Source organism: Dictyobacter alpinus, from assembly GCF_003967575.1.
GTDB lineage: Bacteria > Chloroflexota > Ktedonobacteria > Ktedonobacterales > Ktedonobacteraceae > Dictyobacter > Dictyobacter alpinus.
In genome coordinates this window covers 126,018-143,772 of record NZ_BIFT01000003.1, presented here as the reverse complement: position 1 = coordinate 143,772, position 17,755 = coordinate 126,018, and the positions used below count along the sequence as shown (strand labels likewise).

Sequence of the window (17,755 nt, the reverse complement as noted above, 5' to 3'; positions counted from 1 at the left end):
GCAAAAAACGGAGATGATGAGCTTATCAAACGACATCGTTGAAAATTGAGAGCGCGTTACTGATATTTCCCTCACAAAACCTATGCGAATTGCAGAAAAATAGAGTAATATTTGGGAGAGTACTATGTGGGAAAGTTGACGACCATCGTACACAATGATTATGCTAGAGAAATACTGCATGCTTGTTGATGGAATAGGGGAAGGTACTATTCAGGATGAGGATAAGCCTATGATGATACAGACGATGACGTGGCAAACGTTTTTGGACGATCACTGCCGCCGCATGAAGGCGGACGAAAAACAGGCGTTTGCTGCTCAGTTGGGAGTAAGCAAGACAACTATCAATCGTTGGCGAAGGGGCAAGGATAGCCCAAAGGCGGTCAATCTCGAACGGATGCTCGCGGTGTTCTCAGAGAGCCAGAAGCAACAATTTCTTGCTCTGCTGAGGAGAGACCCGAAAGTGTGGTCACTGCTGCCAGCCGACATTCAGAATACATACCCTCTCGATTTTCAGCAGGGCGAGCCGGATGGACACACCTCCCACTTCCAGTTAGGGCTTCTTGATCACTTCTGTCTCAGAGTGCTTCGGCTCCAAAGAGACACTCCAGATAGGTTCTGGCAAATCGCTGGAGCTGTTTTACGAGAAGCGCTGAAGCAGTTAGAAACGCACCCGACCCCAACGGGCCTTGAGATTATCATAGCCAAATGTATGCCGCCGAGGGATGGAAAGGTGCGGAGCCTGCGTGCCACAGTGGGCATGGGGACTCCACCCTGGCGCGGAGACCTACACTATATCGATGGTTTCCTTGGCCTGGAGTCTCTCGCGGGTTATGCAGTTGCCAGAAGGCACGGTGAGATGATCCCCGCGATGAGCAATGCCCACGTGTCTGCCCACGTGAGGGGACGGGAACAGAGCGCTGCGGCCTTTCCCATCATGCGAGAAAATGCTATTGCAGGCGCATTACTCGTATTTTCCGCGCAGAACAATTATTTCACTCCTGAAAGGCTGGAACTGATCGAGTTATTTGCTGACTTGATCCGACTCGCCTTTTATGATTCTGAGGATGAATTTTATCCTCAAGAAACTATCGATTTGGGCTTGATGCCGTCTTGGGCGATACAACGTGAGCATCTTGAATCGTTTCGGAGGCGTGTGGAGGATGAATATAGGCGGGCGAGTACCGAGGAGTCATCCTCAATGCGAGAGTTGATGAGGGTGGAAGAACGCGTCCGGGGTCAGCTAGAAGACGAACTGCTGAAAATTGAGGGATCAGAGGAAAGTCTCGCGATTTGAGTTGGGTCTGTGCGACGGTCTCACCTGGTAAGGGGCAGTGAACGGCTGAGATATCTTTGCGTGAACGACCAATGACGCTCACTCGCTGTATGCATTCCTCAGAGGCAAGACGAACATACCCTGATCGTGTCTACAGAGTCTCCACCCTACTCGAAGGATGATTATTTTTATGGACGAACAACCATCCAAGCCCAAACCGAATGTATTACTGCGCCAGGTGCGCCGGAAGAAACATCTAACCCAAATCCAACTCGCTGAACAGCTGAGTGTCAGCCTTGACACAGTGCGCAGCTGGGAAAGTGGTAGGCGCCGCCACCCCTATCCCGAACAACTGGAGAAACTCTGTACCTTCTTTCAAATGACTACGGAAGAACTGGGATTTGAAGCGACAGAGGAAACTGAGGTTGTCTTCCCTAAAGATAGTTCGGCGTTGCGTCATGCAAGAATCAACAGACGCAGAATGATCAGGCGTGTTCGCGCAACCTGGATTGATGGAGTGCTCAAAGAATCCCTTCATAAGGCAGCATTAATTGCTCTCGGATTGCAGGAACTCCCTGAGGCATTAGAAAATCCCTGGCGGCTGACCGTGCAGGAAACCAACCTCCCTCCGAGGCCCTTGCCACCAGGCACTTCCATCGTCGAGGTGTATGATGACGCGGACGGGGAACTGCTCATTCTCGGAGAACCAGGAGGGGGAAAGACGACCTTGCTCCTGGAGCTTGCTCGCACACTGTTGAGACGGGCCGATCAAGACGAGACAGAACTCATTCCGGTTGTTTTCAATTTGTCTACCTGGGCCGTAAAACAGTTGCCCTTGGCCGAGTGGCTTGTCGAAGAACTGTTTCTCAAATACCACGTTCCTCGCCAGGTCGCTCAACAGTGGCTTCAAGACGATGAGCTGATCATTTTGCTCGATGGCCTCGATGAAGTCGCAGACGCCAGCCGCGCAGCCTGCGTCAAAGCCATTAATCACTACAAGAGCCTCCATCCTATCGTGCACATTGTCGTCTGCTGCCGTTTAGCTGAGTACTTCGCGGTTGAAACACGCGTCGAACTTCAACAAGCGGTTGCGGTACAGCCGCTTACCGTAGAACAAATAGATCAGTACCTCTCCAGTGCGGGAAAGCCGCTTGAGAGCATCCGAAAAGCGTTGGAGGAAGACGTCGATCTTCAAGAAATGGCGAGGTTGCCATTAATGCTGTCTATATTGACCCTGACCTATCTAGGAGATGGCAAGGCGAGCGAGGGCTTTGCGCTCACAGGATCTCGTGAGGCTCGCCGACAGCAGGTGCTCGACCGCTACACTCAGCGTATGCTGGGAAGGCGGGCCGAGTCACGCTACACTGAGCAGCAAACAACACATTGGTTGGGCTGGCTGGCAAGCCAGATGCAAAAGCAAAGCTTGACGGAGTTTTACCTGGAAAGAATGCAGCCCGATTGGCTCGGGGGTGGTCCTCCGCGTCATCGCTACAATACTGTTCTGTTGCGCTTTATTTACGCAATCGAGTCGATTGTGATCATAAGCCTCTTTGCCTGGGTACGCGGAGGAAAGATTGGAAATACGGCCACCTTCGGCGTGGGAGCAGGATTGTTGGGCCAGCTTGGGGCGGGATCAGGAAACACTATCTGGGGATGGATGGCACCAGGGATTGGCGGGGGAGTAGAAGCGGGTGGGAGCACAGGGATCGTCTTTGCATTGATTTTTTGCCTACAGATCTTACTCATCAGCGCATCCGGCTTTCCAACTATTTCATGGAAAGCCGGATGGCATGGTTTCTTCCAGGGTGTGAAGAGCGCCCTCATTACTGGCGGGATCATCAGCCTATTCTGTGTGCCGATCTTCATCATCCTGGGAGGTGGGATTGTTCATGGCCTCGTCTACGGCATCGGAGCAGGAGTATTTGGCGGGGTGCTCATTGGACTCTTGAGCGGATTGTTGGCTGGATTGCGCTATGAGACGGTTCCAAGATCGCAGGATCTGGAGCCGAAGCGGCCATTCCGCGTACGCCTCTTGGATGGGGCAATTGTGGGCAGTGCGGCGGGACTCAGCTTTGCTCTCGTCGATGTCGCGCTGCACATCGTACTGTCAAGCGTCATTGTATACGGGACTATTGCAGGGTTCTTTTGTTTCGTTGCCTTTGGCTTCGCTGGGGGGAGTCGATTAATTCCAGGTCTACTAGGTGCCATCAAACCAGCCGAATCCGTCTCCTGGGAATGGGAGAGTGTTGCGCAGCACCTTCCTGAGACGCTGAGAAAAGGCTTGATCAGTTCGTTATTTATTGCGCTCTGCGTGGGAGCAGTGCTTGCTTTGATCAGCGGGGCATTTTATGGAGTTGACTACGGAGTTAGATACGGTCTGATCTATGGATTGATTATTGGACTCATTATCGGCATTGCAGGGGTGCTGGCCAGCCTCTTGAATAGCGGGTGGTCGAGCAGGCTGCTCAACGAGCATCAGTTGGACCGCCCCAATGCGGGGATTCGGAGGTCTGTCAGGAATGCGGCGTTCGCGGGTGTGTTGTTTGCTCCCATTGGGGGCTTGATGAGTGCAGCATGTTGTGCGCTGGCCTTCGGCTTGGTTGGTGGCCTACAGGGGTGGCCGATCCTGGGAGCGGGGTTTGGGCTGGTCTTCGGATTGCTGATCGGCATCCAGTTTTTCCTGATTCACGGAACCATCGCGTGGGTCAAACACTACTTGCTGCGCTGGTATCTCTGGCGTGCAGGCATGATCCCTATAAATTATAGGGCATTTCTCGATTATGCAGCATCCCGCATTCTCTTGAGGAAAGTTGGTGGGGGGTATATGTTTGCACACCGGATTTTGTTAGATTACTTTGCCTCGCTGCATGGTGAAGACACAGAACGTGCGTCTTCACCAAAGGAACACTAAAGCACTCCAAAAAGCCACAAAACGGCGATGGTGACCAGGGCTGCGAGTACTGTTCCTGCGCACGCCTGAAGCACCGTATGAGCACGGACCTTCCAGCGCGCCCAGCCAATGAGGATAACGAGTGGAGCGAGCACAAAAAGCCAGGGTCCAAAGAGCAAGATGCAGATCGTGACCGCCCCTGCACTCCCTGCCATGTGCAGGCTTATCTTGAATTTCCCGAATTGAGTGATGACAATAGCAAATGCCAGGGTAGCGAGTGCAGCCACAACAGTTGCAAGCAACAGCCGTGGAACAGCCAGGAAGAACAGCAAAACAAAGACGAGCAACATGCATATCAAGCCAAATGAGAGCGGAACGAACCGCTGTGCTCGGTTACTGACGTGATCATCCGTATATTTACCTCTTTTTACTCCCATCCGAATAAAGAAAAAAGGTGCGCCGGTAATCCCAACAGCAATGATCAGCCACCATCCTAACGCATGAAGCAGATCAGGCGCGGTATGGAGGGCAACGACGAGGAAAAGTGGGAGGGCAACGAACAGGGGATTTGCCACAACAGAGATCCGGTGAGCAACCTTTTCCCCTGGAGTTTCGGCGGTAGCGGCAAACCCTTTCTCAATTTGAATATCTTCTGTGGTTTCTGCCATCAGTTTGAATCCTTTCTTCAGGTTTCGCATATCATTTTTCAGGCGTATTTTTTCAGGGAGAAAGTGCATTTGCACCCTTCGATTGCTCATAGTAGCACACTTCTGCAAACTCGCTCAAGACGTGAAACCCATATGGGGAACTGGGCTGCTGGAAAATCACCCAGAGAGCCGCGTCGCAGAGACCGGTACGGGACTGTAACGCTAGTGTCACGGTGCTGTCACTTCCCTGAGAGCAGAGATTACCGCATACTTGAGAGAGAAAATTGGAACTGTAGGGCTACGACAGAGGTAGGAAACGCATTGTGGTTTAGAGATCCTATAGGATACCGTTATGCCGGTTCAAATCGATTCAGAAAACCTTGTTGAGCTGGAGCGTCTCTCGAACAGGTTCCTGCTCGTTAAACATGCTATTGGTGGCCTCTTACCAGGACTCACCGATGCCGAGATTGCGCAGATTCGTGACGTGCTAGAGGTTGGGTGTGGGCCTGGCTCCTGGTCCTTAGACATGGCCCAGACCTATTACCACCAGAAGATGCAGGTCATTGGCGTTGACACGAGTCGCATGATGATTACGTATGCCAATGCGGAAGTACAGGATCGACATCTCGACAATATTCGTCACCTGTATGTTGAGAATCTAGCTGGCCCCTTCGCATGTGCTGACAATTCCTTCGATCTCATCTCGGCTCAATTCTTGAGTAAGACTCTCGATAAAGGGTCTTGGGCTGCTCTGGTGCGCGAGTGCAGGCGAATACTGCGCCCCGGCGGATGGTTGCGCCTGACCGAGTTCGAGGTGGGCGAGTCGAATGCTCCCGCTCACGAGGAACTGTGGAGTCTTTTTATTCAGGCCATGCGCCGTTCAGGACACAGCCTCTCGCAGAGTGATCGTCACCTGGGGATACTCTGTGAGATGGAACCCCTCCTTTTTTCAGCAGGGTTCCGCGACACCCGTTGCATCGGCCATATGATCAATTACAGCAGTGGCACGCCCTTCCATGAGGAGTGGAAAAGAGACCTGCACCTTTTCATGAAAGGAATACAGTCGTTCATGATCAAGGCAGGGGTGAGCACACAAGAGCGCCTGAGTCAGCTTCAACAGCAACAACAGAGAGAAATGAGCTTACGGACTTTTCATGGAATCCTCCCTATGTTGACAGTATGGGGGAGAAAATAAAAAGCACCACGCCGGGGTTTTCACCAGGCAGCTGCACCCCAGACGGGGTTCAGGCACGTCCACCTATCCTATGAGATAATCGTGTTTTATCTGCCAGCCCAAAGGGGGATGGTCTATGCACTATGCTCAGCTGACTATGGAATGATGTGTGGTGAGAACGATAGCATGGCTCCAGTGTTAGAACGACAATCGCAGCAAGATGATCCTAGAGAGATCACGGCTCAATTCTATGACAGGGTGCTTTCCGTTGTTGCCACTACCTCAGTGGATCGGCGTTTCCAGGCAGTTGCCGATCTGGTCCTGGAACACGCTGTCAGATATCTTGCTACTACTGATGCAGGCATACAGTTACTCGTGTTCCAGTGCCTCCCATCTCTTGTTGATGATTCCACGAAGACCATCATTACAAGCCTCTATGTACGTCTGGCCATAGGCACGGCTCCCTGGCGTATGCAAGCTCATTCTTCGTTTCCCCTTCATGGTGCCGAATCGCTCGCCGGTTATGCGGCAAAGATGGTCCATCCGATGGTGAGCCAGGATATACAACGGAACCCAGACCATTTCCCGCTCCGCCAGGAAGAACATGCCAGGAGCACCGCCGCTTATCCCCTCTTGCAGGAGTGCCGCGTAGCTGGTTGCTTTCAGATACTGAGCCGACTTCCCAATTATTTTTCCCCCGACCGGCTCGACATGCTTCGTCGTTATGCAGATCTCCTGGCTCTGGCTTTCCACTCCCACGAGTTCTATGACCCGCAGGCGATAGCCTTGTACCTGATGCCGCCCACCGACGTGCAACGGCCTTACCTAGCCTCGTTTCAGCAACAAGTTCATACAGCTCTGCGTAGTGCGAAGGCGCGACAACAGGAGATGAACGTGTTGCTGGCTGAGCGTCAGGTGTTACAGGAGATAGAGCAAAAGTTGCGAACGTTGCAAGAGAAGTAACGTCCGCTGCCTCGCAGTCATTGGAGGGAACAAAAAGAAAGCCCCTGCCATCTCATCTGGTGAGATGGCAGGGGCTTTCTTTGCAATCAGAGGAGTAAGCTGAATACTCCCAAAGCTTCTCAAGGTCGTTCTGCGGTCGTGCTCAGCTCTTCTGTGCCTAACCTCTGGCTATGATAGAGCGCTGTGTAAAGTCCATTCTGCTGATAGAGTTCCTGCGGCGAACCCTCCTCGACGATCTCACCATCCTTGATGACAAGGATACGGTCAGCGTTTTGGACTGTTGCCAGGCGATGTGCAACCAGAATGCGATTCTTCATGCCGCCAATTTGAAGAAGTGTTTGTGTGATTGCTGCCTCAGTCAGCGAGTCGAGGGCCGAAGTCGCCTCATCGAGAAGCAAGATCTTCGTATCACGCAGGAGGAGCCGAGCAAGAGCAATACGCTGCTTTTCCCCTCCAGAGAGTTTTGCCCCTCGGGGACCTACAACCGTGTCATATCCATCGGGCAATTTTTGCACAAATTGATGCACGCACGTCTTTTGACACACGTCCAGAACATGTTCCCAGGGTACGTCCTGACGCAATCCATACAAGAGATTTTCTCGGATCGTCGTATTCCAAAGCTGTATATCCTGGGAAACCACTCCGATCTGCTGACGCAGGGCATGAGGTGCGATCTTTTTGATATCCTGCCCATCCAACAGAATTCTTCCCCGGGTTGGTTCGTAAAAGCGCATGCAAAGATTCATGAGTGTGCTTTTTCCACTTCCACTTGGCCCTACAATGCCAGTGGCCTGACCAGGAGTACTGGCAAACGAGATATGCTGTAAATGTTCCTCGCTCCCAGTATAGGAAAAAGCTACGTTATCGAACTCAAGCGCCCCTGTGACCTCTCCCAGGACGTGACCTTGTTCCGGCCATTCACGCGGCATCGCCAGGATCTCGTTGATGGCTTGTACTGCATTGGCCGCCTCACCCGTCTCAATACGAGCACTCAAGATGGATGTGAGCATGGTATAGAATTGCTGCACATACAAGGCGATGGCCAGCAAGCTTCCAATCGTCATGGAGTGTTGCAGCAGTTGCCAGCCGCCATAGCCGTAGACGATACAGAGGCCAATCCATTCGATTAAATGATTGAGAGCCTCACGTACAAAGCGATTTTTGGTGGTTGAGAGTGTCGTGAGCTGCCCGTATGTATGCAGCCATTGCTGCCAGCGCTGCATTTCGCCAGCTTCATTGCCAGCGGCACGGATCTCTCTCAAGCAGGAATAGCTCTCTTCAAGAAAGGTGTGACCTTGTTCAGCCACTGACCGTAATTGAACCAATCGTGCATGATTGCGGCGGGTCATTCCCTGAGTAAGAAGCCAACCTAGGGGGAAGATGAGCAGCGATGCCATACCAACTTGCCAATTTAACCACATAATCAGAACCACGAGTGCCGCCGCTTGGACAAGATGGGCGATCAGGGGAAGCAATCCTGTTGACACATACACTCTTCCGACCATTCCGCTATCAGTCATCACCCGGTTCTCTAATATACCACTCGGAAGGTTGTGAAGCGTCGAGAAAGGCAAGTGAAGAATATGCTCAAAGAGACGTTTTCGATACTGAGCAGAGATACCCTCGCCCACTTTGGAGCGTGCATACACTTCCCAGTAGCTCAACAGTGAGCGAGCTATCGTGAGCCCGAAGAGGATAAGAAGAACAAGAATCACGACCTGGTAACTCAGAGACACGGTTGCAGCATCTACGAGCCACTTAAAGCAGTACGGCTGTAAAAGATCGATGCTCACCACCATCCCTGTAAGCCCTAAACTCCCAAGTATCGGCCAGACGTAGGGACGTAAGGCCGGAAAAAGATAACGAAAAATGAGCCTAATGTCTTTCATCATATATGTGATGCTCCCCCTCCTCACTACGACCATGAGCTCTGCGACAACAGGACGGCCTTGACCCGTTTTAAGAACTATACAGTCTGTTTGCTCTATTGACTCGCCTCTATCAGAGGTGCCGTGGCCCAAGTATATCATTTTAATGAAGTTTCTCAAGATAATATATATAAATACGCGCATATTCAGAAACACAATAGACGAGGCCTGCTCCTTGTGAGCAGGATACGCAGAAGCAAAGAGCGTCAACAGAAAACAACCTGTTGACGCTCTTTGCTTTGTCTTTTGCTGTAATGATAGTGTTAAAAGGGGGGGAAAGCACATATCACTCGAAAACCATCATGAATATTTGGATGCTCGTTAAATGGTTTTCCCTGGATCTCTACCCAGGCATGGAGCTTGAAGGAGCTTCGCGATCCATAGATCGGACGAGCAATAACAACCTGGGCTTCAATACCGAGCGTTAAAAGGTACGCACACAGCGCGAAGCCTTTAACCAGGCATAATCCCTCTTCATCAGCAGTTTGCCCAAGTAAACGGGCGACCTTCCGTTCAAAACAACCTGTGACGAGTCGGTAGACCCAATACTCTTGGTTCGCCCGTTGGAATGCTTCGTGTTCAGTATGAATAGCCGCGGTATTTCTCGTCTGTTGTAAGACATGCAGATAGTGATAGGCGCTGGAGAAGTCGGTACGCAACCTATTGAGTACCGCCAGAATCTCTCCAGCGCCCAGCAAACGCTCTTGCAGACGGTTTTTTGCGCGTGGGCGCTTTACCAGGGCTTGGTGACCCGGCGTGGCAGATGGATGGGCTGGGAGATGTTTAAATGGTTGGGTGATCAATTGGTGGCCACGGAGGCGTTCAAGCAATGCCATTTCCTCTTTCTCATATCCTTTGCGCTCCTGAAGAGGGACGTTTCTCCACTCTCGTAGTAACCTGCTCAGGATCTGCGTTTCCTGCTCGTTCAACTCTAGCAGTAGCCCCTGTTCAATAGCGAGCAGCAAGCCTCTTCCATCGTAGTCATCGTAATACACGAGGGGGCAGAGCTCAATATTCCGAACACTTATTCCCATACTGGACCTCCTCTTTTCCACTGCTGCAAGAAGATCTCGACCATGCCGCTTGCCACAAGCGTTTGATAGTTCTCACGGATGAGTGCCCTTTGGGAAAGAATCAGAGCCAAACGCGAAGGATCTGCGATCCCAAGACGGGCAAGAGAAGAGTCCACACCTAACAGGGCATTGAGACGTTGGGGATGGTTGAGACAGAACTGTTGGATCGGAGCCTGTGTATAGACTGACCAGGTACGCCAGGTCACAGCTTCGGGAAGCATCTTTTCGCACGCCAGGCGAAGCACTGGTTTATTCATCAGTTGGTCTGGTATATCGCTGCGGTGGAGCAGGGGGCCGAGCCGAGGAATGAGCCGGTAGGGTGGGGGAAGAGCCAAGGAAATAGCCTGGACACACCTATCATGATAGGGATAATACAGGTGAATGCCTTGCTGCTCTAGGACTTGCCCTATCGCCAAGCTCTGTGCTGCGAAACGTGGAGCGTGAATGACTGCGGCATCATCCAAGGCCCGTGGGCGAGGTGGAAGAGGGACCAGAAAATCGGCCTTCCTCATGGTACGATCTCTGCTTGTATGACCAGCGGCGGAGGAAGGCCCGATTAACTGTCGAGGCGGCAATGGCCAGGCGCTCCTCACAAGGTCAAACACGTTCCAGTCGGTTGACAGCATCCCCAGTATCATCGTGGCTTTTTCGCGCCAGGACATGGGTGCTGAGAGGACTGCATACACACTATACTCCAGTTCTGGTCCAAAGCTGGAATCGTCTCCTCCTCCAGTCACAAGCAATCGCACACCATCTCGATGTGCCTGTTGAGCAAGTTGCTGATACCAGCGTGCCCAGGGATGACCATATGGATGTATCCAGCGTTCTTCCCCATGAGAGGAAAGATACTGTGGGCCAGTATCCATTTCGATGCGCTGCAGTGGAACTTTGAGGGCCTCGCACGTCATTTTCGCAAAAGCATATTCAGATCCAGCTGGGTCTGGGGACTCTAGATGGTAAGCGATGACAGGAACCTGTTCTTGTTTGAGGACGCTAAGCAACGCTGCAGATCCCACTCCCCCACTGAGCATGATGCCTATTGGAAGAGTGGTGCGAGCGAGCGGTTGCATTGCCCTTTGGAGTGCAACCTGTGTTGCTTGGACGAACAGCTCTATCGTTGCGCGCCTGGCCGTGAGGTGGGGATCGGGGAGAAAGCGGTCGAATTGATAGGTGGTAACGCGCCGGTCAGGCGTTATTTTTACCAGGTGGCCCTGCTCAACTCGCCGGAGCTGAGGGTAGATGAAGACATCATCGCCATGACAGCACCGGCGGAGCGCCCAAAGATCGATCTCCGACTCCTCATAGACTAAATCAAGCGGATCGGTGGACCAACGGAGTTGGGTGTTATCAATCCGATAGAAGACCGACTCGTTTGATGCTGCGAAACCAACCCACAGATAGACGGTATTGGTGGTATCGATATAGCACCCTGCAGACGTTTCGACGAGTGTCGCGAGCTGCTGGAAGTGAGAACCTTGTAGGATCTGACACAGTGTTTGTGCGAAAGCACTTTTTGATCCTTTCTCATTCCAAATCAATCCCGCAAGATACACCTGTCCCCCATTGCTGGGGAGGAGATAGTCCTCCTCACCTTGCAGTGAAGAAACCCATTGGATGGCGCCATTCTTCCCCAACAATGGGGGACCAGGACTACCTACCTTCCAACAAGCTGTAGTAAGCTGAGTAGATGCCTCTCGCAACTGACCACAAAATCCCGTATAGGTGGAGAGAAACTCTGGCTTCAAAATAAAGTGCTCCTTTCATAGTAGTGAAACGGTTCCAACTACCGGACTATTGAGCATGGGGAAAGCATATGGAACGACAAAAGCCATGAGAACAGCTGGATTCCCATGGCTTTTGCTTCTATGATGACGACTATTTTTTGGGTATTGCTTTTCGCAAATGATCTGCATCCTCTTCATCCCATCCGCCTTCGCCAGTCCCACATACAATGCTCTGGCTGGCAAGACGTGTCGGGGCTGCGAAGACAAGCGAGAGAAGTGCTTGTAGAGAACGCCAAATCATAGGCTCACCTCCTTCCTGGTTGTTATCTCTCAAAGTATACCTTTTGACCTTGCTCGAAAGGAGAAAATATGTTCACAGAAGGGTCATAAAACGTTCACAAAAGGGTCACGTCTGAGACGAGTTCTCAAAGAGAGGGGATTTCTTCAAAGAAGGTGTGAGCGCTCAGCAGGAGCCGGCATTGGAATGAAGCACTGATGAGCAGGTTGCGGTTGTTCTAGGGGGAGCAGCATAAGGGTACTTTCCTGCTCGGGTTTCAAAAATTTCTGAAAAGGACACTGTAGCAATTCTTCAATACGCTGCCGGAGTTTATGTGGGATAGGGCGCGCGCCAATTCTATAGTAGTAGAACGTCGTCTTGGCGATGCCCAATTCCTTGTAAAACTCATCAAGCGTGTATCCTGCTTGCTTAATTTGTTTTTTCAGATACACGCCATCGATATGATTACCCATTCTGCCATCCTTTTCTTGCGATTCTAAAACTGCACACGTATACTCCAGAGGACAGAAGACACAACTCGCCCTGGGCAGCTTTGAAAAAAATGGTATCAGAGTCTGCCCAGGGCGATGATGAAAGTGGTTTTGAAAACGGTAGGAGATGGTCGTCCAAGCAAACGAACTTATTCCTGTACGTCTAGATCTTGTGATTTCTCTTGTTGCTGCCAAAGCATGTTTTGGAGATGAGCAAAATTGACTTCTAAAAAACGGAACCACCGGATATCCTCGGCCATTTCTACATCCAGTTCGTTACTTATCTGAGTGTGCGCACGACGAGTCAGGTATTTTATCGTGCGTGGTTTCGCTTGGTTAAGCCAAGCCAGGAACTGCGTGTAGTCTTCTGCGGTCATTTCATCGAGGAGGGGAACGTGGTAACTCTGGTATGCAGCAATCTTCGCGAGAACCTCAGCAGCGTACGCGTTGGCATGCCTCACTTTTGGCTCTTTCTTGTTCATTCGTACTCTTCCCATATATCATATAGCTTGGTGGGAGTAAAGCGCCGACCGTATTCAATCCGCTCTACTACCGTACAACTTCTGTCTCCTATACGAACGATCCAGGAACGCGATACGTCATCCAATGCCATCTCCTCTGAGACAAGTTGTGCAAGAGCCACAACGCGCATATCAGACCTCTCCAATGGATAGACCTGGTAGTTGGTGCCATCACCACCCCAGTATGTGATTGCCGCCGCCAGGGCACCTGATGGAAGTAAAATCCCCTCGCCCGTCATTCTATCAGTAACCATCATTGTTTCCTTTCCATAGAAAATCATTCGTATAGCCAAAGATTCTCAGCACTCACACCACATATCACACAAAGGGGGGAGATCCGTTGCCCTTGTATTCATCGCGGTGTCCCGCACTGCCCACTCGTTACGTTGGCGCAGGAAACTATAAAGGAAAAAGAAGTTGTGACGAGGCCACGTACTTTGCTTGAAGGGGGTAAAAAGCGCACCAAGGGAAAGGATTATAGGTGTCGTTTTGTCACGCCTGTAATTTCTTGGCTATAAGAATTTAGAGGAAACTCCGACCTCCTCAAGAAGCCGTCGAGCTGGTTCGCGGTCCGATTTATGCTGACCGTAGGCACGCTGGAGATCAACTGTCCAGGCATCGGCTCTGGCAGGATCTTCATCGAATACATGCAGCACATAGGGGAGGTAGCGCGCCACCAGACTCACATTGTGACCCAGGGCATAATCAAGGGCCTGGCTCGCGGCACGCTCTGGACGGACACGGGAATGCCACACACGCCTTCCAAAGCGCGCGATCTCGCGCTGGCGAGCGGGATCATCATAGGTCGCATCCACCATAACTTTGATGCGCTCCAGCGGACAATCAGGAAAGACCCCTGCTTCCTCCACGGTAAAAGTGAGGCCATGATAGTGATAGCGCTGCCCGTCAAAGAATATGCGGTCGTCGCCTAAATCAACCTGATCTGCTGCTCCCTGTTTGTTTTCAGGTGTCGTTAGTTGCTCGTCCCACAAGGGAAGATCTTGTTGTTCGGCGGCAGCAAGAGATGCTTTTGCCATATTACTGCTCGCTGCTCACTGCGCTTTCCGCGCTGGAGGAACGACGCCTGACATTTTTTCCCTGACGCGGGCGATAATCTTGAGCATCATCCATATCTACTGCAAGGACGAGGCCTGCATCCTGGAGGCGAGAACGGATACGCTCATCAAGATAGGTCCACGCCTTCTTATTGATAGTAATGACCGTCGGCCAGCCAAAGTTATACCGATAGTTGATCAACTGGAAGACTTTTTCGTCAGCCCAGGGAGAGCTGCGCTGAGTTCCCAGGTCATCGAGCACCAGCACCTCAGCATCCCTCAATTGCATGAAGAGCGCATCATAGGTCACATCCGATTCCGGCCCATATGTCGCTCTCAGATAGTCGAGGAGATCGGGTACAGTCGCGAAAAGCGCGACAAGGCCAACATCAATACACGCATTGGCGATGGACATCGCCAGGTGCGTCTTACCAGTTCCCACCGGCCCTCGGAGCAGCAGCCACTCCTGGGGAAGCACAAGCGCATCTTTCGTTTGTTTCGCGCTCTCTCTCTGCTTCGCCCACGCGACAAGTCGGTTGATCATCGCCTCAGCCTCTTGATAGGCTTCCTGCACCCCCCGCACCTGCCGTCGGAAACTTGAGAGGACCAGTTCCCGCTGAAAGCCGAATTGCTCCGAGAGGGCAGTCATCTTTCGTTGCCGTTTCTCACGGAGTTCTCGCTCCTTGCACACACAGGCAACAGCCTTACCAAAGTCAGGGTGCCCATAAGGGACATTTCTTCGGAGACATCCGGCTCCTTTGCAGATCGGGCACGTATTTGCAGAATGATTCTGAGACAAAGATGCAGGGTGCAGGTCTGTTTGTACATCTGCCTGAACACGGGAACGTCGCTGAAAAGGGAGTACCGCTTTTCCCAGTATCTCCAGCTGCCCCTCACCTAAGACATCAGGCTGATACGCGTGCGATGCGGCAGAGGAGACACTCCCCTCGACAATGTGGCCATACCTTCTTCTCGTCTCATGCCTCTTTCTGCCAGTGCCATCTTTTATTACGTCGCCTAAGCTCTCAAAATCGCTCATAGAGATCTCCCTCTCACTTCAGGTAACACTTTTTTACCTGCTCAAAATAGCGGCTCCAGCTCGCCGGGTTTACCCACTCCTCTTCCGTTTCTTCCCCATTTTCTTTCCAGAACGTGACGACCACGAACTCGCCGTCACGTTCTCCTGGATAGACCTCGGCTTGGATGTCAAACGCCTGTCCTTGCTGGCGAGCCTGGTCACAGAAAACCTGCACCTCCTGGCGAATCTGCTGACAGAGGACATTGGCCTGTTTCTGATTCATCCGCGTATTGAGCAGAGACGACTGTACCATTTCACGGTTTTCCTGCCAGCTCGGTTGAAGATGCTGCCTATCATCGCCATCATCCTGCCTCTCTGGCCCATCTTCAAGACCCTCTGACTGTAGAAAAATGGGTTGTTCATCAAGAAAGGGCAACATAGCTGCAGATGGAACGGGACGCCCCCGTTGCAGCTCCTGGCGGATATCCTTGAAACTCATGCCGGATTCGTCCCATTGACGGATCTGGTCAATCACCTTGCACTGGGGGTTGGCATACTCCTCGCACCGTTTGAAAAACACCGCGCCGGGCCTGTCAGGCTTCCCTCGATAGTCGGGAAACGCACTGTGATACAAGACATCAATCTCGGCCAGGCGCCGTACCCGAGGAGGATAGATCTGCACAGTTTTGACGAACCTGGCAAACCAACGACTGTCTCGTGACCCATCTAGTCGTTGAGCGAGGTCTGCCGCCTCATGGCGAATTGCTTCGATGGGGCGAGGATCTTTGTAGACAGGCGAGTTAGTGGGAGTATCATCGTTTATCGTAATTTCTTTATTACAAGTAATTATCTCTGAAGAGATATGATCGCTGAACGATACGGCGGCGGCGAACTCGCCCAAATCAGCAGAAATACTCTCCAAATTGGCAAATTCGGGCGAGTTCGCCACGAAAATGGCCTCTGGCTCGCCCTTTTTCAGGCAAAGTCGGCGAGTTTCTCTCCTTTTTTTCCCTTTCTCGATGCGGAAAGTGGGCAAAGTGGGCGAATCCATGCCCACAAACTCGCCCGCCTCTTGGGTGGTTGACATCTGGCCTCCGGATGTTTCCACGACGAACTCGCCCACGGGCGCGAAGGATTCGCCCACTTTTGCTTTGCTCCCCTGGATTGTCAGCCTGACGGATTCGCCCGATTGTGAGCCAACTCGCCCAGTTTGTATTGCCTGGACGATCAGCTCGCAGGCCTCGTTCAAACTGGGCACGCGAACTTCCTTCACATGGTGTTCCTTCAGGAAGCTAAGAAGCACCTGGGCAATTGCTTGATGAGCGTGGGGGACATCGCCTGAAGATGCATATCTGGAGAACTCGCCCGATTGGAGGCGTGTAGCCACCCGGAGGGCGAATTTTTGAAACTTATTCGTGCCCTTCTCGTTGCCATGTTTCTTGTACATTTTCTGCAAGCCTGTAAGCAGTGAGGGAACATGAATGGTACGCTTTCCCACCGGAATGCGGATTTCTGTGTATGTCCGGTGGAACTTGCGGCGAATGATCTGCATTGCCTCGAAAGCGAGCAAAACTTTATGGTAGGTTTCCGGGGCGCAGGGAGACGTCTCTGTTCTGGCCAGTGCCTCGATACTGTGAATGAGCACAATGGCTTCGTCGCCACACTCTCCTGTTGCCTGGAAGAGACTATGCTGCATAGAGGTACGCGGATCGAGTGTTGCGTGGTAAAGAAGATGAGCGAAAATCTTCAGTCCGTTGATAGAAGGCGGGATCGCGTGCTCGATAAGGTACAGCAAGTCGCTGTCGAAACAGGTCTGGGCCACCCCTTCTGGGCAAAACCCTTTAGGGAGATGAGCGCTTGAGATGTCCTTGAGCTGGGAAGCCGGAAAAACTGCCTGCATAAGTCGCTCCATTCCTACATATGTTCATATCAAAAAAGGCAAAGAAATACCAAACTCTCTCTATGGAAGAGCTTATAGACGGAGATCCGCTCCTGGTAGACATGAGTAGCGCAACCACGTGATGGGTTTCAGTAGGAGAGAAGGAGAAAAACCCGAGGCAAAATTGACGCCGTTTTTCGGGCGTGCTATACTAACGACAGGTTACGAGACCTGTCGGAAAGCGTAAAAACTCCTCCTCATTGAATCACCTTGAGTGATTCAACAGTGCTACTCCATAAGCCTGAGTTGAAAAAGTAGGTGCGTTTTACGTCATAAATCCTCCGACTCGGACAAGCAAGAAGAGAAGGAACCGCACTGTGGCGCAGGGGTTCCTTTCTTTTTGTCCGCAAAATCATAGCTACAGTATAGCATACAAGCGTTCCTTTCGGGACGTTTTGGCGTTTCTTTGCGTTCTATTCCTGCCAAAGACATCCCTGTATAGGGGCCTTCTTCCTCATCCACCTTTGAGGGTGTGTGCCAGTACGTGCCACACCAGACCTCGCCGATCTCCCTGGCGTACCTACTATATCTGATGAATACAGGAGGAAGATGGGAATGAGACGGCAAAACACGGTCAAACACGGACAACCCTAACCTCTACCTGTATCTATGATTATTGTAGTGGAAGGTATTGGCAATTACTACAGGGGATGAGCAATGAGTGGTCGTCTAAAAAAAGGGATCGGGTACTTTTTGCAGGTCTGTGAGCACAAATGTCACCCGCAACCGGTGGGGGTCAGGGCTAAAATCTCACCCGCAACCGGTGGGGGAAGTCACCCGCA

15 protein-coding genes are annotated in these 17,755 nt (G+C 51.8%); 4 read left to right on the top strand and 11 right to left on the bottom strand.

Annotation, left to right across the window (positions count from 1 at the left end; all coding sequences use genetic code 11):
* Nucleotides 1–229 precede the first annotated feature (229 nt).
* Entirely contained in the window at nt 230–1,294 is a 1,065-nt protein-coding gene (locus tag EL633_RS35880) for a helix-turn-helix domain-containing protein (protein WP_161982729.1), read from the top strand.
* Between the two features lie 169 nt (nt 1,295–1,463).
* Nucleotides 1,464–4,184: a helix-turn-helix domain-containing protein gene (locus EL633_RS35875; protein WP_161982728.1), complete on the top strand. Its 2,721-nt coding sequence runs from the start codon at nt 1,464–1,466 to the stop codon at nt 4,182–4,184.
* On the opposite strand, the gene EL633_RS35870 is transcribed toward EL633_RS35875, so the two are convergent.
* Complete coding sequence (locus tag EL633_RS35870; protein ID WP_126632124.1) at nt 4,181–4,831, bottom strand: hypothetical protein; 651 nt, start codon at nt 4,829–4,831, stop codon at nt 4,181–4,183. The genes EL633_RS35875 and EL633_RS35870 overlap by 4 nt on opposite strands.
* A gap of 331 nt (nt 4,832–5,162) precedes the next feature.
* Here EL633_RS35870 and EL633_RS35865 point away from each other — a divergent pair, with 331 nt between their 5' ends.
* A complete protein-coding gene (locus tag EL633_RS35865) occupies nt 5,163–6,005 on the top strand; it encodes a class I SAM-dependent methyltransferase (protein WP_126632123.1) in 843 nt (280 codons plus the stop codon).
* A gap of 165 nt (nt 6,006–6,170) precedes the next feature.
* Nucleotides 6,171–6,947: a GAF domain-containing protein gene (locus EL633_RS35860; RefSeq protein ID WP_161982727.1), complete on the top strand. Its 777-nt coding sequence runs from the start codon at nt 6,171–6,173 to the stop codon at nt 6,945–6,947.
* 119 nt (nt 6,948–7,066) lie between these two features.
* Here EL633_RS35860 and EL633_RS35855 read toward each other — a convergent pair whose 3' ends face one another.
* The 10 genes from EL633_RS35855 to EL633_RS35815 all read right to left on the bottom strand — a co-directional run bounded on the left by EL633_RS35855 (nt 7,067) and on the right by EL633_RS35815 (nt 16,934).
* On the bottom strand, nt 7,067–8,839 hold the full coding sequence (locus EL633_RS35855) for an ABC transporter ATP-binding protein (RefSeq protein WP_161982726.1): 1,773 nt from the start codon (nt 8,837–8,839) through the stop codon (nt 7,067–7,069).
* A 299-nt stretch (nt 8,840–9,138) separates the two neighbouring features.
* Nucleotides 9,139–9,909 (bottom strand): lasso peptide biosynthesis protein, encoded by a 771-nt coding sequence (locus tag EL633_RS35850; protein ID WP_126632120.1) that lies wholly within the window; start codon nt 9,907–9,909, stop codon nt 9,139–9,141.
* Nucleotides 9,900–11,693, bottom strand: coding sequence for an asparagine synthase-related protein (locus EL633_RS35845; RefSeq protein ID WP_126632119.1), 1,794 nt, complete (start codon nt 11,691–11,693; stop codon nt 9,900–9,902). The genes EL633_RS35850 and EL633_RS35845 overlap by 10 nt, the downstream gene beginning before the upstream one ends.
* A gap of 130 nt (nt 11,694–11,823) precedes the next feature.
* Complete coding sequence (locus EL633_RS36900) at nt 11,824–11,973, bottom strand: hypothetical protein (protein WP_161982725.1); 150 nt, start codon at nt 11,971–11,973, stop codon at nt 11,824–11,826.
* 143 nt (nt 11,974–12,116) lie between these two features.
* Nucleotides 12,117–12,422 carry a helix-turn-helix domain-containing protein gene (locus EL633_RS35840; RefSeq protein ID WP_126632118.1) on the bottom strand — a complete coding sequence of 102 codons (306 nt, stop codon included), beginning with the start codon at nt 12,420–12,422 and terminating at the stop codon, nt 12,117–12,119.
* A 167-nt stretch (nt 12,423–12,589) separates the two neighbouring features.
* Complete coding sequence (locus EL633_RS35835; RefSeq protein WP_126632117.1) at nt 12,590–12,922, bottom strand: hypothetical protein; 333 nt, start codon at nt 12,920–12,922, stop codon at nt 12,590–12,592.
* Nucleotides 12,919–13,218: a hypothetical protein gene (locus tag EL633_RS35830; RefSeq protein ID WP_126632116.1), complete on the bottom strand. Its 300-nt coding sequence runs from the start codon at nt 13,216–13,218 to the stop codon at nt 12,919–12,921. Before EL633_RS35830 ends, EL633_RS35835 begins: the two co-directional genes overlap by 4 nt.
* 255 nt (nt 13,219–13,473) lie before the next feature.
* Nucleotides 13,474–13,998 (bottom strand): hypothetical protein, encoded by a 525-nt coding sequence (locus tag EL633_RS35825; protein ID WP_126632115.1) that lies wholly within the window; start codon nt 13,996–13,998, stop codon nt 13,474–13,476.
* 1 nt (nt 13,999) lies between these two features.
* Nucleotides 14,000–14,707, bottom strand: a complete 708-nt coding sequence (locus EL633_RS36895; protein WP_218027669.1) for an ATP-binding protein — start codon at nt 14,705–14,707, stop codon at nt 14,000–14,002.
* Nucleotides 14,708–15,068: 361 nt separating this feature from the next.
* A complete protein-coding gene (locus tag EL633_RS35815; RefSeq protein ID WP_126632113.1) occupies nt 15,069–16,934 on the bottom strand; it encodes a hypothetical protein in 1,866 nt (621 codons plus the stop codon).
* Nucleotides 16,935–17,755 lie beyond the last annotated feature (821 nt).

Excerpts from the sequence above, each read along its gene's own strand:
- EL633_RS35865 (WP_126632123.1), top strand. The coding sequence starts at position 5,163 with ATGCCGGTTCAAATCGATTCAGAAAACCTTGTTGAGCTGGAGCGTCTC.
- EL633_RS35875 (WP_161982728.1), top strand. The coding sequence starts at position 1,464 with ATGGACGAACAACCATCCAAGCCCAAACCGAATGTATTACTGCGCCAG.
- EL633_RS35830 (WP_126632116.1), bottom strand. The coding sequence starts at position 13,218 with ATGATGGTTACTGATAGAATGACGGGCGAGGGGATTTTACTTCCATCA.
- EL633_RS35835 (WP_126632117.1), bottom strand. The coding sequence starts at position 12,922 with ATGAACAAGAAAGAGCCAAAAGTGAGGCATGCCAACGCGTACGCTGCT.
- EL633_RS35855 (WP_161982726.1), bottom strand. The coding sequence starts at position 8,839 with ATGATGAAAGACATTAGGCTCATTTTTCGTTATCTTTTTCCGGCCTTA.
- EL633_RS35825 (WP_126632115.1), bottom strand. The coding sequence starts at position 13,998 with ATGGCAAAAGCATCTCTTGCTGCCGCCGAACAACAAGATCTTCCCTTG.
- EL633_RS35870 (WP_126632124.1), bottom strand. The coding sequence starts at position 4,831 with ATGGCAGAAACCACAGAAGATATTCAAATTGAGAAAGGGTTTGCCGCT.
- EL633_RS35850 (WP_126632120.1), bottom strand. The coding sequence starts at position 9,909 with ATGGGAATAAGTGTTCGGAATATTGAGCTCTGCCCCCTCGTGTATTAC.
- EL633_RS35860 (WP_161982727.1), top strand. The coding sequence starts at position 6,171 with ATGGCTCCAGTGTTAGAACGACAATCGCAGCAAGATGATCCTAGAGAG.
- EL633_RS35880 (WP_161982729.1), top strand. The coding sequence starts at position 230 with ATGATGATACAGACGATGACGTGGCAAACGTTTTTGGACGATCACTGC.
- EL633_RS35815 (WP_126632113.1), bottom strand. The coding sequence starts at position 16,934 with ATGCAGGCAGTTTTTCCGGCTTCCCAGCTCAAGGACATCTCAAGCGCT.
- EL633_RS36900 (WP_161982725.1), bottom strand. The coding sequence starts at position 11,973 with ATGATTTGGCGTTCTCTACAAGCACTTCTCTCGCTTGTCTTCGCAGCC.
- EL633_RS35840 (WP_126632118.1), bottom strand. The coding sequence starts at position 12,422 with ATGGGTAATCATATCGATGGCGTGTATCTGAAAAAACAAATTAAGCAA.